This is a genomic window from Qipengyuania gaetbuli (genome assembly GCF_020171365.1).
GTDB lineage: Bacteria > Pseudomonadota > Alphaproteobacteria > Sphingomonadales > Sphingomonadaceae > Qipengyuania > Qipengyuania gaetbuli_B.
Genome location: NZ_JAIUZO010000002.1, coordinates 2,208,794 through 2,224,307, shown reverse-complemented (window position 1 = coordinate 2,224,307; position 15,514 = coordinate 2,208,794). Strand labels below are relative to the sequence as shown.

16 protein-coding genes are annotated in these 15,514 nt (G+C 56.0%); 3 read left to right on the top strand and 13 right to left on the bottom strand.

All coding sequences use genetic code 11. The features are described from left to right. The 12 genes from LCL94_RS11480 to LCL94_RS11425 all read right to left on the bottom strand — a co-directional run bounded on the left by LCL94_RS11480 (window position 1) and on the right by LCL94_RS11425 (window position 12,554). Window positions 1-1,224: a glycosyltransferase family 4 protein gene (locus LCL94_RS11480; RefSeq protein WP_224832314.1), complete on the bottom strand. Its 1,224-nt coding sequence runs from the start codon at window positions 1,222-1,224 to the stop codon at window positions 1-3. Next, entirely contained in the window at window positions 1,221-2,414 is a 1,194-nt protein-coding gene (locus LCL94_RS11475) for a hypothetical protein (protein WP_224832313.1), read from the bottom strand. The genes LCL94_RS11480 and LCL94_RS11475 overlap by 4 nt, the downstream gene beginning before the upstream one ends. A 101-nt stretch (window positions 2,415-2,515) precedes the next feature. After that, entirely contained in the window at window positions 2,516-3,442 is a 927-nt protein-coding gene (locus tag LCL94_RS11470; RefSeq protein WP_224832312.1) for a glycosyltransferase family 2 protein, read from the bottom strand. Continuing rightward, window positions 3,439-4,419 carry a phosphotransferase gene (locus LCL94_RS11465; RefSeq protein WP_224832311.1) on the bottom strand — a complete coding sequence of 327 codons (981 nt, stop codon included), beginning with the start codon at window positions 4,417-4,419 and terminating at the stop codon, window positions 3,439-3,441. Before LCL94_RS11465 ends, LCL94_RS11470 begins: the two co-directional genes overlap by 4 nt. Window positions 4,420-4,622: 203 nt before the next feature. Further along, complete coding sequence (locus LCL94_RS11460) at window positions 4,623-6,065, bottom strand: glycosyltransferase (RefSeq protein ID WP_224832310.1); 1,443 nt, start codon at window positions 6,063-6,065, stop codon at window positions 4,623-4,625. A 103-nt stretch (window positions 6,066-6,168) separates the two neighbouring features. Beyond that, entirely contained in the window at window positions 6,169-7,665 is a 1,497-nt protein-coding gene (locus LCL94_RS11455; protein ID WP_224832309.1) for an oligosaccharide flippase family protein, read from the bottom strand. A gap of 98 nt (window positions 7,666-7,763) precedes the next feature. Continuing rightward, complete coding sequence (locus tag LCL94_RS11450; protein WP_224832308.1) at window positions 7,764-8,849, bottom strand: DegT/DnrJ/EryC1/StrS family aminotransferase; 1,086 nt, start codon at window positions 8,847-8,849, stop codon at window positions 7,764-7,766. Beyond that, complete coding sequence (locus tag LCL94_RS11445) at window positions 8,846-9,268, bottom strand: sugar 3,4-ketoisomerase (RefSeq protein WP_224832307.1); 423 nt, start codon at window positions 9,266-9,268, stop codon at window positions 8,846-8,848. The genes LCL94_RS11450 and LCL94_RS11445 overlap by 4 nt, the downstream gene beginning before the upstream one ends. Beyond that, complete coding sequence (locus tag LCL94_RS11440) at window positions 9,265-9,822, bottom strand: GNAT family N-acetyltransferase (protein WP_224832711.1); 558 nt, start codon at window positions 9,820-9,822, stop codon at window positions 9,265-9,267. Before LCL94_RS11440 ends, LCL94_RS11445 begins: the two co-directional genes overlap by 4 nt. A gap of 213 nt (window positions 9,823-10,035) precedes the next feature. Continuing rightward, window positions 10,036-10,485, bottom strand: a complete 450-nt coding sequence (locus LCL94_RS11435) for a MarR family EPS-associated transcriptional regulator (protein WP_224832306.1) — start codon at window positions 10,483-10,485, stop codon at window positions 10,036-10,038. 101 nt (window positions 10,486-10,586) lie between these two features. Beyond that, window positions 10,587-11,105, bottom strand: a complete 519-nt coding sequence (nusG, locus tag LCL94_RS11430) for a transcription termination/antitermination protein NusG (protein WP_224832305.1) — start codon at window positions 11,103-11,105, stop codon at window positions 10,587-10,589. Window positions 11,106-11,237: 132 nt separating this feature from the next. Then, window positions 11,238-12,554, bottom strand: coding sequence for an exopolysaccharide biosynthesis polyprenyl glycosylphosphotransferase (locus tag LCL94_RS11425; protein ID WP_224832304.1), 1,317 nt, complete (start codon window positions 12,552-12,554; stop codon window positions 11,238-11,240). A gap of 396 nt (window positions 12,555-12,950) precedes the next feature. Here LCL94_RS11425 and LCL94_RS11420 point away from each other — a divergent pair, with 396 nt between their 5' ends. Beyond that, a complete protein-coding gene (locus LCL94_RS11420) occupies window positions 12,951-13,244 on the top strand; it encodes a hypothetical protein (protein ID WP_224832303.1) in 294 nt (97 codons plus the stop codon). Between the two features lie 122 nt (window positions 13,245-13,366). Here LCL94_RS11420 and LCL94_RS11415 read toward each other — a convergent pair whose 3' ends face one another. Then, on the bottom strand, window positions 13,367-13,603 hold the full coding sequence (locus LCL94_RS11415) for a hypothetical protein (protein ID WP_224832302.1): 237 nt from the start codon (window positions 13,601-13,603) through the stop codon (window positions 13,367-13,369). A 60-nt stretch (window positions 13,604-13,663) separates the two neighbouring features. Here LCL94_RS11415 and LCL94_RS11410 point away from each other — a divergent pair, with 60 nt between their 5' ends. Together LCL94_RS11410 and LCL94_RS11405 are read left to right on the top strand one after the other, a co-directional pair. Next, a complete protein-coding gene (locus tag LCL94_RS11410; protein WP_224832301.1) occupies window positions 13,664-14,737 on the top strand; it encodes an O-antigen ligase family protein in 1,074 nt (357 codons plus the stop codon). Window positions 14,738-14,801: 64 nt separating this feature from the next. Then, window positions 14,802-15,506 carry a polysaccharide biosynthesis/export family protein gene (locus LCL94_RS11405; protein ID WP_224832300.1) on the top strand — a complete coding sequence of 235 codons (705 nt, stop codon included), beginning with the start codon at window positions 14,802-14,804 and terminating at the stop codon, window positions 15,504-15,506. The last annotated feature ends 8 nt before the right edge of the window (window positions 15,507-15,514 follow it).

Here is a 15,514-nt window from a genome sequence, read left to right as displayed (position 1 = left end):
TCACGCTTCCTTCAGAACACTTTCATAGGCGGCAGAAAGGCGTTCAGACACTTTGTCATAGGTGTATTTTGACACCGCAAGCTCACGTGCATTCCGCCCCAGTCGTCGCCTAAAGCTCTCGTCCGCGGCTAACTTGGAGAGGGCCACAGCGAGGTCATCTGCCGGACTCCTATCAGGAGCCAGGCTCACGGTAATGCCGGCAGAGCTTCCGATCGCTCTTCCGGTTGCGTCTCCTTCGATGCATACGGTTGGCAGCCCTGAAAGCATTGCTTGCAGGACGATCGTTGCCAGTCCGTGATGGAAACTCGGGTAGAGAAAGACATCAGCCTCGTTGAGATTTTTAACGACGACATCCATCGGTACTCGCCCGAGAAAGGTTACTCGGTCGCCTTCTGGGTGCTTCTCGGCACAAGTAATGAGCTCTTTCTTGAGGGGACCATCACCCACAACGATAAGCCTCGCCTCTTTATTACTATCAAAGAACTTCAGCGCCGCTTCGAGCGCCAGTCTTGCGCCTTTCCAATCTTTCAGCTCACCAACAAAAAGAAGCTTCATGGGACCGTAAGATGCGGCCTCTAGTTTGGAGAGCGCGAGCTCGCTTGTGTCGGTGATTGCCGTTTGCGGAAATGGAACGATCTTTGGGGCATAGCGAGGAGGAAGCGTCTCTGAAGTATGACTTAAAATTATCTTTGCGCGACGCGCCGTAAGTCTAGTGAATGGGTCAAACGTCCTGAGAGCCGAGCGCATAAAAACTCTTGCCAGATCTTTCAGCTTGGACCGAACAGACAAGTGTTTGAGAATTTGCGGATGGGTGTTCTCGCTGCCGACTGGGCCCCAGACAAATGGTCTTTGACCAAATGCAAGCCCCGAAGGCATCCAGTCCATTCCTCCAGTCAGATGATGTACGACATCCACATGTTGTCGGCGCAAAACCTTTCGCGCACGAAACGCAACACCGATTTGCCAAAGGTAATAGTAGATCAAAAAGAATCGCTTGCCCTTTTTGTAGAAGCGAAAAATCCACGGTAGATCGAGATATTCGAATTGGAGGCGGGCTGGCTTTGGTGTTCGTGCGAACGCTTGGTCGTGAACCTTTCGGAGATTGGCCCTAGTAATTACGGTTACGTCATGCCGCTTTGCGAGCTCATGCACTACTCGCCAGCCAATTTCACCCTCACTCCCGCGACCAGTTTCACAAGCATACGCAGAGATGAGAACTTTCATCTCGACCGCGACCTGTCCCGACGTAGCGACTTCCTCTCGATCTCATATACGATGCGAATACAGATTAGTCCGAACCAAAAAACCTGAGTGTTCCAAGCAGAGAATGCGAAAAATATTGCCCAAAAGACGATCAACGGCGCGGTGCTCCGGCTGAAGAGCCTGAAAGCATAAGTCCACGCGAATAGGGCAAATGCGATTATCCCATAGAAGACCGCAAATCCCGGTAGAAAGCCCACTGACGCAGAGTCGGTCATACTGGGTATCTTCCCTAGGAAGAATGCGAAGAGGCCCGGGGTTCCAGACCCAAGCCACCAGCCGATCTGCTGCAGGTTCGAAGAATCGAAATAGATGACTAGAGGAATGACACGCAGGGCACCGCTTCCCTCGGCCTCGTGAATGCTTGTGATATCCAAGGTGGGGAGCGCATTGACTAGGTTGACGACGCGCTCGACCGCCTCAACCTCAAGAATCGACAGCACCGGCCAAGCAAAGAGCAAGATCGCGCCTACGGCAGTAGCCCAGGTCGCCCCACTTGCGAGCGCCAGAACGACCACGATCGACGCGGCCGACAGCGCGCTTCCACTTAAGACCATGGTAAAGAGGAACGCGAAGCAGACGCGCCAATTCTTCCGCAACGTCTGAACGAGAGATTGCGCTGGTTTATTAACTCGCTCCAATGTGAGAAATGCAAGCATGGCAATTCCCACCACTCGTCCCAATTGAGAGGGCTCGAAGGCTAGGGAGTTGTAACTCCACAATCCTTTGCTCGCGATCAAATTAGGAACCGGCAATCCCGCAAACGATGCCGTGAGCTGGATCACGGACGCTACAGCGAAGGCTTGGATCAAAAAGGAAAAAAGAAGTGAAGCATGGGAAGCGTTGAACCAGCGTTTTTGGCAGAGGCCCGCCAAAACTAGATATCCGCAAGCAAAAAATAAGGTGAAAAGTGTTGACCAGATGTCGCGAGCCACATTGGATGATAGACTCGCACTGGTCATCAAGACCGCCAAAAGAGTTAGAAGGACTAAGTCGCCCCCAAGGCGCAGCCGCATAAAGGGCAAGGCGACGGCACCGGCAGCGATGACGCCCAATAACAGGTAGTTCCTGAACTCTTGGTCGACGAATATTCCGATCACTATCGCAAAGGAAAAGAACAGGAGGGCAAACAGCGCCCGCTCATTCTTTTCCAACTCTATTCGCGAAGAGTGGCTTCGGAAGTGAGACCGCTTTTGACTGAACCCAAGGTCCCCCGAAGGACGTTGACTTTCCGACCTGAGGAAACGCATGTTTTTTACCGGTATCTCAGTCGGCTCAACGCGCGCCTGAACCGTAAGGCGATGAGCAGCGTTGCTCGCGAAAGCAAGAGAAGAGATCTCTCAAAGGACGAACGCCCGGAGTATGTCTCGTGGAAATACCGCCTAGATGCACTCCAGAATGCAAAGCGCCGATAGGCGTCCCCTTTTTCCGTCGGTTCATGCGCGTGCTGTACGGAAAGGTCTCCCAAAAAGGCAATTTTCAGGCCTAGGTCTTTCATCTGGTGAGCAAGAATGGCTTCCTCGCAATACAGGAAGACGTTTTCGTCAAAGAAACCAATTTTCTGCATTGCATCAGCACTAATCATGAAACATGCGCCGGAAACCTTTTCGACAAAACGCCTTCGAGGAAGGGTGTCGGGTTCGACCTTCTTCCGCAGGTCCCGGCTGGAGAACATCGTCAATGGCCAAGCGAACTCTTTCCAGAATGAGAGCTCAGCCATAGGGTTTTCCTCGTCCCCGCTCAGATTAACAATCTGGGAGGCAGCGATTCCTACAGAGTTATCTGCGCCAAGTCCTTCTACAAGCCTTGAAACGTAGGATGGATTCGAAACCCTGACGTCAGGGTTGACTACGAGAATGGCATCACAACCGATCGCCAAGGCAAAACGGGCCCCGATGTTGTTACCCGCTGAATAGCCTGCATTTCGGTGGTTCTGCAGAAAATAGGCGCCCTGATCGAAATCCGCCGGGATATGATCAGCCCGCAAGACCACACTACTTCGTGTGATTGAAATGAAGTCTTCAATCATCTTTGCGCGGGATGAGGCATCGGAATTATTATCTACAACTATGATCCGGAGGTCGACGCCCTCCTGATTGACCAGAGTTTGTAGGCACCCGGCCAAATCCTTGTCGCTATTGTAGGTTAGAACGACAGCGCCGACCCTTGGAAGAGTTGTCACTTCGGCATCCGCACTAGCAGACTATCGATGAGTTGGCCGCGGAATTGCTCACCTTCAAACTCTAAGCGTTGGTCCCCTGCGTCGTGTGACCGCCGAAAATAGAATACAGCATGGATGACCAAGGAAAGTAGTATCGCCAATCGGGCTGCGGCCACCTCACCACCGAACCAATCGCGCGCGATAATGCACTGAATTTCATTCAGAAATTTCGCCGGGGAATGGCCCTGAGCAGCTGCTATTTGAAAGTGCAGTTGATCGTATCCCAATGGGTAATTGAGAGCAGCGTACTCCCAATCGAATACGTAGAGTTTGCTATTGAGCTCGAAACAATTCCACGGAGTAAAATCTCCGTGCGCCAAGCTCACCAGCATGTGCGGAGCCTTCGAGCCGAGAGTGGATGAGGCGTGCCGAAATCGCTGGATCCATCGCGAATCCAAGGACGCCTCAATGGAGGCCACATCCTCCTTTAGTCTTGCGAGCAGGCTCTGAGCGCCCTCATGAACAGTTACAGAATGCAGCTCGCGCAGGAACCTCAGGTGTTTATCACCGAAAGGCATTGCCGCTTTAGACCGCTTCTCTCGTGCAGCATCGGTAACGAGCAAACTATAGGAATCGGAAGATCGCTTGACCAATACCTCGGGGGCGACGGCTGAAACCAGGCCGAGACCGGCAATCCTTTCTAGGAGCTTGGCCTCGCGGTCGATGAACTTCCGAACGGGCTCTCGGCGAGATAACTTCGCATAACCAAGGATGCGCCCGTGGCAATCCATTACCTGGATCGTTGACTTCCGGTGAGGCCCAGAAGTGCCGGTGAAATAAGCGAAGCTTTCTGCCTCTCCGCCAAAGTCCGTGCCGATGTCCGGCTGCCCTTTCAAGTTTATCCGCTCCGGTCCAACGAATGAGCGCGGGCCGAAGAGCGCCATCAATTGACTCCAGGATTTCGCAAGTCCGGACGACCAGTTGACAGGTTGAAGCATGTCAAGGCCAGCCGAGGCTGCTCGTCGATTGCCAAGTGGCAATAACCACCACCTGGGATTTGAGCGCGCTGCAATGACCGCGTAGCTTTCGCCGCTTCCCTGTGAAGGCCTGACGCCTATCGCAGCAAGGTCGGCAAGGAAGGCGTCAAACGAAGCTGAGCCAACGGGCGGCACGCCAGAAAGAAATCTAAACACTGGTTAACTCAGGAAATAATACGACTTTTTGGTGCGTGCGTCCCTCGCACCACCACATTAGGGCCGATAATTGAACCATCACCAAGATTAGCTCCATCAGCCACGACTGCCCCATGGGAAATCCAGCAATTTTCACCGATTATAATACCGGAGAACTTGTTGCCTTGCCTCCAAAAAGGTTGCCTATCGCTGGATGTCACGTGGTTACTTGCGTAGACTCCTGCCAGCGCCGCAATCATTGTCCACGCGCCGATCTCTAGGTCGCCATTCGACTGTAGGACGGAATTTCGCCCGACGTAACATGAGGGTCCAACCAGCAGTGTCCCTGCCAAGCAATGGAAGTGAGCACCGTGTGCGATAACTGAGTTGTCGCCAATCTCGACTCGACCTTGGCCACGGCCTCTTGGCAAAATGAACTCAGCATCGCCTTCGAATATAACGCCTTCTCCGATTACAAGATTGCGCTTGTTGCCTTGTAACGTGAGGCGGCCCCTAACTTTGCTGCGTCGTCCAAGGCGAAGCCCAGCCAAGCGGTACAATCCAGCTCGCGTAGTGGAGGCGGCTCTGCCAGCGATCAACTTTAGCAGAGTCAGCGCTCCGGCTGCCAAGCTCTCCCCTTGAATGCCTCGGTTTGTGAGGAGGCGCCGGGATGCCAATCGAAGAAGCAAATCGATTTGGGAAGGATTGCGCAGAATTGCAGCTGCAGGATTCCGCCGAATTTCCTGCTTGAAGTGCTTAAACTTTGCAAGGTCAGCATGCTTCCTAGCCAACGCGTCCGTAGTCTCCATCATGATCGCGGTATCACGGGTCATGTTTGTTGAATGAACTCGGTAGAGGAAAAGCTTCTCAGGAATTCTCTCCACTTGATTTCGTTGCGTCAGCCGTAGCAGCAAGTCCCAGTCCTCGAACTTCAAGTCTGGATCGAATCCATTCAGCTCAACCAAGGCCCTGCGGCGATAAAGGATGCCCATTGCTGGTATCCAATTCGCAATGAAAAGCTCGCGCCTTACGTTCTTGCTTATAGGTACAGGGTATATATCACTGAAAACGGCCCGGCGCCGCGACTTCTCATCAATGATATATCCATCACTGTAGACCGCGGCGACCTCCGGCGAAGCTCGCCTCAAGGCCTCTACAGTACGCGCGGTCATTTCCGATAGATAGACGTCGTCACTGGCAATAAATTGAACGAATTCCCCACGGGCAAGGCTCAGTGCCCTGTTAAGGGTCGCGCAAACCCCAACGTTCTTTTGCTTGTGATATTCGATTCGCATCTCGCGTTCGAATTCGGCTAGGGTTTCTCCAATAATCTGAGGTGTGCTGTCCGCTGAACCGTCATCGATAACGATCAACTCAATATTTGGATATGTCTGGGAAGCCACACTCTGCAGCGCCTCTCGGACATAAGGCGCGTGATTGTAGGCAGGCATAATAATACTTACGAGTGGCATTTCTGTGTCGCAAGGTCGGATGGAAGTGGTCACACTGTAGCCTCAGGATGCTTTCGGCCCATCCGCAGGCCGGTTACGGAACCAGGGTAGCGCAAAACGCAATTCATCTCGATTTGATATCCCAGCCTATCCGAGAAAAAGCCTGCTCGATACGTATCGCGATCGAACTTGAATCGCCTCTAGTTTTAATCAAAAATCTCAATCCTAGGACAATTCCTAATGCCGCTACAAAGCAGGACGCCACCCCTCCCGCTTTGGGCGCCGCTCTGGCTATAAATAGCAGCGCGATCGCCGCGACTAGATACGAGGCCAACAGATACAATGACGCTTTTTCCAGTTTGAACCCAATGAGGTGAATGGCAGCGACCCAAGTCGCTGCAAGGTGGACCCCGTAGGCTATGACGAAAGCCCCCCCTATTGCCTGAGTTCCAAAATTATCGAGCTGCCACCATACAAGGACGACAAAAAGCGCATTGAAGACGCATTCGAGCAGAATGAACAAGCCGCCTCGGCCTTTTGCTACTACGGTGAATCCGATTGCCCATGATCCGAGCTTCAGAATGTTGCCTAGCGTCATGATCTGCAACAGCTCGGCCGCGTCGCTGAATTGAGACGAATACAGGACGAGCAAGACGAGCGGTGCAAGACCGATGGTGAAAAGAATGAGAGGCCCGCCGAGGATGAGTGAAAGCTGGAGCTGTTCATTCACCATGGCAGTCGATGCCTTTGCGTCATGCACCGCGCCGCTGAGACGCGGAAAATAGTCGGCGGCCATCGCGTTCAGGACAAATCCCAGATAAGTTATGGTCAAGGCCCAAGCTGCCTCAAATTGTCCGAGAATTTCCAGTCCGAGCCGCTCTTGAACGATAGCGCGCACCATCAGCAGGGTGGAGGCCGTGAGGAGCGCGCCAAACATGAAGGCGAGTCCTAGCCTGACCATTCCCCACCAGTTCACAATCTGGGCGCGGAATGACGATTTGAAGGCGGCCCTTGGTAGGTCGATCCTCCGTGTGAACCAAATTGCAGCCAGGAGCTGGCCAGAAGCCAAACCGAGTACGAGGAATGGGAGGCCTCGCTGCCCCCAAATCAGAACTGGGATCAATCCTAGTACAGTACCTACTAAAGCGCCGTAGACGGTAACTCTAACCAGCTCTGCAATCCGCCGCATCGCTTGGATAATCGTCGTCATTGCCGAAGCGACCACACCTAGCCACACGGCTACAGCTATGACACCGAGAGTTTGGGGGCTTATCTCATCTGCGAAGACCCTAGATGCTATTTGTTCTCGGAAGAGCCAGATTACCAAGGCGGATAAACCGCCTTGAATAGTGAGGCTCATAAGAAGCAAAGTGCGCGTTTTAGATTGCGCTTCGATATTGTGTGCATCCTGAGCGACCTGACGCACACCACTTGCGGTCATCCCTAGGCCACCAGCTGTTCCGCCAACTTCCTTGATATTGTTAAACAGGCCCAAGAGACCAATTCCTGTGGGGCCCAAAAGAACGGCAACGAGCTTTATTCTAGCTATCGATATGAAGATGTTCGTCACCTGCGAACCGCCGACGATGAGGATGGCGCGAAGAGGACCTGGCGTCTTCATCTGAGTGTTGTCGCTACTTAACCAAGGCTATCGAAAGCAGAGGAATCGTAATCCAAGAATTTTTGACGACGTCCCGAATGTTGGATCGCAATCGAAACCTAGAGCAAAGCCGCGATGACGGCTTCACAGTCATCGTCCGACAGCTGCGGCCCGATCGGAATGCTAAGGGCCTCTGACGCGAGTTGGCGCGCAAGGGGATAGGCGCCAGCAGAAAACCCTAAGCCGCTGTATGCGGCCTGCATGTGGGGTGGGATCGGATAATGAATCAAGGCCCCAATACCATTGGCTTCCAGCTTGGCCTGGAGCTTTTCTCGCTCATCCGTTCGCACGACATAAAGATGCCAGACTGGCTCTGCCCAACGGGGCACATGCGGCAGAATCAAGTCTGAATCGGCTAGTCTTTCGTTGTATCGGGATGCGATCGCCGATCGTCGACCTGTCCAATCGTCGAGAACCTTCAGCTTCACTCGCAGGACAGCAGCCTGAATAGGATCAAGGCGAGAATTCACGCCCACTTCATCATTAACGTACTTGATGCGACTGCCGTAGTTTCGCAGCGCGGATATGCGCTCCGAAAGATCAGCCTGATTTGTCGTGATTGCCCCGCCATCGCCGAGCGCACCAAGGTTCTTCCCAGGATAGAAGCTCCAGCAAACTATGTCGCCATGAGCACCGATCCGGCGCCCCTTGTAGCGCGCACCATGGGCTTGTGCACCGTCTTCTATAACGCGCAGGCCATACTCGCGGGCAATTTCAAGGATTGGGTCCATATCCGCAGGCTGCCCGTAGAGGTGGACGGGCATAATAGCCCGTGTCCGCGAAGTGATAGCAGATGCGATGCGCGAGGGATCGATATTGTAGGTAGCCGGATCGGGTTCAACGGGCACCGGGACAGCACCAACCGAGGTTATGGAAAGCCAAGAGGCAATATAGGTATTCGAGGGGACGATTACCTCGTCTCCTAGTCCAATATTCAGTGCACGCAAAGCAAGCGTTAGCGCATCAAGGCCATTGGCCACTCCGACTGCGTGGTTGGCTCCACAATAGTCAGCCCATTCTGCCTCGAATGCCTCAACTTCAGGTCCGAGGATGTACCATCCGCTATCGAGTACGCGGTGGACCGCCGCATCGATTTCGAGCTTCAGTTCTCGATAAGCCGCCCCCAGATCGAGAAAGGGAATCACCGCATTTCTCTCGATACAGCAGCTCTGAATTCTTCATAACACCGAAAATAATCGGCCTCATCGTAGGGAAGCGACGCAAGCACCATGCAAACCGCCCCTTGGCTGAAACTATCCATTTCTCTCCAGACAAGACGACTTATGTGCAAACCCTTGCGCGGATCTCTGAGCCAATATTCGGAGCGGGAAGTGCCATCGTCGATCTTTATCCGAAAACTTCCAGATAGAGCGAAAACCACCTGTTCAAGTTCTTTGTGGGCATGACCGCCTCGCTTCGCGTCGACCGGAACATTGTACAGGTAATAGACTCGCCGAATATCGAACGGCAGATGATTCCCCCCCTCAACGAAAGTCAGATCACCACGAGGATCATGGATTTGCGGTAACTCGATTTCACGGACGAAGCCTCGAGCTTGGGTCATATGCGTGATGCTCTCTGAATGATGTTTTTATACATAGGTAAGTCGGCCTCAAAAGTTTCGCGATCATAAGCAAAGAACATATCCCGCTCATTTTGACCTAACTCCCTCATAGAGAGTCGGCGATAGAAGGCTTCAGCCTTAGTATTGCCCAAGCGCACGTCGATATTCGCAATTTTGCAACCCAACTCCCTAAAACCCAACCCAAAGGATAATATCGCGCTTTCCAAGGCCGCTTTTGGTGGCTTGTTATGATCAAGTATCCAGCTCCCCCAAGTGAAGCTCTCATTCCCGATATCGTACAATCTCACGGTTCCACAGGGCGCCCCATTCCGGCGCTCAATCACGTAATACAATTCGCGACGATCAGCTTCGCGCGTTTTATAGTTCGCAATCCACTCGCGCTGATCGGCGACTGATCCGGAGACGGGAGATAAATGGCGATTGTAGGCCGGATTCATGCGCAGCCCATAGACATATGGCGCATCCTCCAGCTCGATCAGTCGAAGAACTAGATTGCGACCTTCTATGCGAGAGAAAAAATTCAATGCCGTCACGATCAAAATCTCATTCAATCCTTGGGGTAGTGACCTTCCGGTACCCCACGCGCGATAACACCGAATGGCGCTCAAGTAGCCAAGCGATAGCGCAGATAAGATACTTGCGGCCTACCGCTGCGCTGCTTGAAAGCGCTCTTGTTCGGCCTACCGCTGCGCTGCGTGAGGCCGGGACGCACTCAGAAAGCAAAGCAAGAACGCCATCGAGCACTCTCACCCTGCCCGCCCCTCGATATCCCGCTCAAGGCGCGCGATCTGCGTCTTCAAGTAGTCATACTCGGCGCGCTTGCGGGTAAGGAACTGCCCGGCCAGCCGGCCGCGCTCAGCGAGCCCTCCTGGCGTCAGCACGTAGACATAGCGCCCCTTCTCGCTCGAGAGACGAAAGCGCTCAAGCTTGAGCCAGCCGCGCGCGGCTAGCGCCTTGAGGCAGTAATTGGTGCGGCCCAAGCTCACCCCCATGCGCCTCGCCAGTTCGCGCTGCGTGATGCCCGGCTGCTCCTCGAGCAGGTAAAGTATCTCGCAGTCGAGCGCCTCGCGCTCGCTCAGGGCCGGCTGCGGCTGATGGGAAGCAGGGGGCTGCATGGCTACCGCACCGGACGGGAAGCGAGATTTTCCCGCTTGCCGGCCGGTGCCGTGGGCAAGGACACGGGCAACGCCCGCCATCCTCGCGTGTTCAAAATTGAACGTGGCTGTTAGGCAAGCAACTTGCCGGGGTCAATCGCTGAACAGAAGAAAACCGCGCCCAATGGGGACGATAGCAGAACTCAGGCGGCCACGAGGCTCGCCCGCGGGAGGGTCACGGGGGTCTCACCCGACAGAAGCTTCAGCAGAACCACGACACGCTCGCTTCCCGCCGCCTTGACGAGCTCGCCGCACAGGTCGTCGAACGGCCCACCCACGATGCGCACCTCGTCTCCGGGCTGCAGCTCCTCTGCAAATCCGGCAAAGCCGCCGCTCTGCTCAAGCTCCCTCAACCGCTCGACGAAGCCCACGGGAACAGGCGCGGGGTCGGCCCCGGTGGTCACGAGGCGGATAACACCGATGGTCCCGTTGACCGAGCGCCACTGTGCGCGGTCCGCGGCGAGGCCCACGAAGAGATAACCCGGAAACAGCGGCTCTGTGACCTGCACGCTCCTGCCGCGCACCAGCTTGCCGCGGGCGATCATCGGGCAGTAGGCAGCAAAGCCCTGCCGTTCGAGATGCCAGATGGCGAGCCCCTCGCGGCGCGGCTTGGCCTGGACGGCGTACCAGCAGTGGCCGTTTGCATCGCCGGCAGCGCTCACGCCCCGGCCTCCACCGAACGGGTGGCAACCCGGCGCGCGCTTGGGGCAGCGCACCGAGTTGCCGCGCGGATATTCAGGTACGACCCGAAGAACTCACGCGCTTGTCTGGGAAAGCACTCCTGCATCAGCGGCCTACTTGGCCCCGAAGCCGGACAGGACGACGCGCAGCGTACGAAGCGCAATCACGATATCGAGCCAGTACGAGAGGTTCTTCACGTAGTAGAAGTCGTACTGGAGCTTGGCATGGACCTCGTCGAGCGAAGCGACATGCCCCTGGTTGACCTGCGCCCAGCCGGTAATGCCGGGGCGCACGATGTGGCGGTAGCGATAGAAGGGAATTTCAGCTTCATACCATTCCGACAGGCTGACCGCCTCGGGGCGTGGGCCGATCCAGCTCATCTGGCCGAGAAGGATATTGAAGATCTGCGGCAGCTCGTCGAGGCGCGTGCGGCGCAGGAAGCGCCCGACGCGCGTAATGCGCTGGTCATCACCGCTGGTAATCGAACTCGTACGATCAGCGCCGTCATGTGTTACGGTCATCGTGCGCAGCTTGAGCACGTGGAAGACCTTCCCACGGAAGCCCATGCGGCGCTGGCGAAAGAAGACCGGCCCCTTGCTGTCGAGCTTGATGGCAAGTGCGGATGCAGCGATCAGCGGCAGGACGATCGGCATGAGCACGACGCTCGCCACCACGTCGATCGTACGTTTCATTTTCTGGTAGATGAGGCTCGGGATCAGCGCACCGAAGCTGTTTTCGGACAGGTGACTGATACGCACCCGCCCCGTCTCGGCTTCCCACACTTGCCGGTAGTGATAGACCGGCCGGCCCGAAATCGCGGCCTCAGCCAGAAAACGCTCCCACGCGGGATCAAGGTCTGCGTGGAGGTCCGCAATGATCGGACCCAGCGGCAGGCTCTCGGCCGAGGGGGTCGAGAGGACCAGCGTGGGCATGCGCGGCAGACCCAGGATGCGATCCACCTTCCCTCCGGGCACGACCGAGTAGAATATACCCTTGGCCCTGACGTGGAGCGTCTCGATCGCATAGCGCGCGACGAGCGTGCCGAGAAAGCACGAAACGATCAGCGCGTTGGAATACTCGAGGCGGAGGAACAGTACGAGCGCCAGTGCCGCGCCATAGAAGGTCGCGAGCACCGGCAGGATGGACTGGGCCACTCTTGTGCCGGGATACTGGCGGAAGCGCCGGAGGGTCACCACCATGCCGAGCGCGGCGAAACAGGCGATCAGAAGCGAGTTGCGGGTCGTATTGCCACTGGCAAGCAGGTGGTCGCCGACAAATCCGAACAAGGCGGGCAAGCCCGAGGAATTGACAGCAAGCGCCAGCCACGCCGGCAGCCAGATGCCGCAGACGAAAATCAGGATAAGTTCAAAGCGCAGCGTATGAAAGAAGCTGCGGCCACTCGAGACGAGCGGCTCCCTTGCCAGAAGCACTGGACCTCCGTCGTATAGATTTTCGGCTATTCAGCCCCTGAATGCATCATTTGTTATGCGGGAAGATCCCAAACGAATGCTGCAGTTGCGAGATTCTCTATTGCGAAATCAGTTCTTGGTTTCAAGCCCCGTTTATCAACACCTGTCACCACCCTTGCCTTCAAACATCGTATGTGTGAAAGAAATTGGAAATTTCCGACCAAATAGCCTCTTTCCTCCAAGATTAGGCCAAATTTTTCAAAGGGTTTCGCAACACCACCGATTTGTCGGGCGATTTCCATGCATTTGTATGCACGCCTCCAGCGTGTCCCATGCTGGCACCGTCGCACCCAATGACCATCTTCACGCCTTGAGCCTCGCATGCGGTCAGGGTAAATAAAACCACGCAGCGGGGGGATGATGGTGAAGCAAAGCGGCGACCGAAACGAAGAAACCCGGCCTCTGGATGACCTGATCGATACTTACGGCGTTCTTGTCGGCTGGAAGTCACAAGACTTGCACGATCGTATAATCCTGCGGGTTCAATCGGTTCGCAAACCTCCGCCGCATACAGAAGACGACGTTCACCATTCTGTTTACATGCTCGACAAGAACCAGGCCGTTCAACTTGGCCATTACCTCTTCCAGGTTTCCGGGCAGACCAAGCCGACTGCGAGACCCGGGTTTTTGGCAAGGATCTTTGGCCGCTAGGCTTCAAGCAGGACTAGCAAGGGTCTATTCGCCTCGCTAAGGGGCCTGCCCTGTAACTTGGCGGGAACACGCTACCCGCTCATGGCAGCACCAAGCGAGGGACGCGCAAGATTTTCAGCAGGCTAACCGATGCAGCCCGCACCGAACGCGGCGCCTTGATCCTTTTTGCAGGCTTTCTCGCATTCGTGTTTCTTACCGGAGGCGGATCGCGCGACGACATCACCAGCCTGCCAATCCTGCGAGGCGTTGCGGCGCTCGTCGTGGCGCTTAGCATCTTTCTCATCCCGAGCCGCTGTGCCCTTGCTGTCCGGGGCCCGCTTGCCCTTCTCGGCGCAATCGGAATTCTCGCGCTCTTCCAACTTGGGCCCCTGCCCCCCTCTGTCTGGATGGAACTCCCGGGACGGGAGGTCATCGCAAAAATGGACGTGATGGTCGGGCTTGAAGTGTGGCGCCCGCTCACGCTTTCGCCAGCGGCAACCATCAACGCGCTAGCCTCTCTTGTTGTCCCCCTCGCCGTGCTGCTGCTGCTATGCCAACTTGGTGACAGCGAGCGTGCCCTTGCAGCATTCGTGGTCATGGGGGTCGTGAGCACCCTGGTCGGCGTACTCCAGCTCTTCAGCGATCCGCGTAGCGGTCTCTATCTGTACGAGATCACAAACCGCGGCAGCCCGGTAGGCCTGTTCGCCAATCGCAATCATCAGGCCGTCTTCCTCGCCTGCTGTGCCCTCATCTGCACGCACCTCGCGTTGCGCAGCAGCCTCACAGGCCGTAAAAACTGGGTGGCGCTCTATGCCAGTTGCGGCTTACTCCTTGGCGTAGGCGTTCTCATCAATGGCTCTCGCGCCGGGCTATTCGCGTTGCTGATGGTGATGATCATGTCGGCCGCTGTGCTCCTGCCGCGCCGGGCGGAAAAAGCCGTCAAGACCAGGGCCAAAGGCCAGTCGTTCCTTGCCCCGGTAGCGCTCGCTCTTGCCGCGGTGGCACTCATAGCCTTGTTTGCGCTCGCAGAACGCTTGCCAGCCTTGTCACGCCTGATCGAGCGCAGCGCACTCGAAGACCTGAGAGCTGACCTTCTCCCGATACTGCTCGAGATGGTTGCCGATTTCCAGCCTTGGGGAACCGGTCTTGGGACGTTCGAGCATGCCTACCGCATGCGCGAACCCGTCGAATTGCTCATGCCGTCCTACGTCAACGAGGCGCATAATGACTGGCTTCAATTCGTCATCGAAGCTGGCGTCCCCGGGCTCCTCGTCATGGCCGCGGCGATCACAATTGCCCTCGTGAGGGTTTGGCGCATGGTAGGTAGCCTAATGCAAGCCAGGGGCGGGTTCTCTGACAGCTGGCTGGGGCTTGGATTGCTGCTCATTCTCGCCGGGGCAAGCGTGGTCGACTATCCGCTGCGGGTTCCGTCAATCATGGCCCTTGCAATCTGCGCGCTTGCCATCTTTGTCTGTCCTGACCTAAGTAAACAGGCGAAAGCTGGGAAAACTTAACTTTTCAAACGAGGGATCGCGAAAGCAAGAGGCTGCTTCAGACCTATTCTTTCGACACTCAACCATGCCAAAAAACCGGATCTTCTTGCTTGCTGCTGCGAGCACCCTTCTCACGGCCTGCGCCTCATCGGGTCCCATCGGGACCGATCCGGGTATCGCCGTAGCAGAGCTGAGCGCTCTCCCCGCGCCCGCAACCGATGAGACGGCAATTATTCGCCCGCAGGACAGCCTGCGGATCGACGTGCTTGGCTTTCCTGAGCTGAGCCGGGAGCTCCAGGTTTCTGCAACCGGAACGTTTGCCTTTCCGCTCATCGGCATGGTCGAAGCAGAAGGAAGAGAGCCGCAGGCCATCGCTCAGGACATCGCAGCGCGACTTCGCGGACCCTACGTGGTCGACCCCGTGGTCACCGTTGACGTCCTCGAACAGCCTGGCCGTGTCTTCACCATGGGCGGAGAGGTCAACAAGCCTGGCCGCTATCCCGTGTTCGGGACAATGAGCCTCCTCGAGGCAGTGGCCACCGGCGGCGGCACGACCGACACGGCGAAGCTTGGCGAGGTCGTGATCTTTCGCACCGTCGGCGACCAACGCTACATCGGAATATATGACCTCGGCGCCATCCAGCGCGGAAATTACGCCGATCCGACGATCTATCCTGGAGACATCGTTCAAGTCGGCGAGTCGCCCACATTACGCCGCTTGCAAGCGATAACGTCCCTTGCTCCTTTGATAACATCGCCGATCATCCTGCTTGATCGCGTGCTGAGATAAGCTGCCAT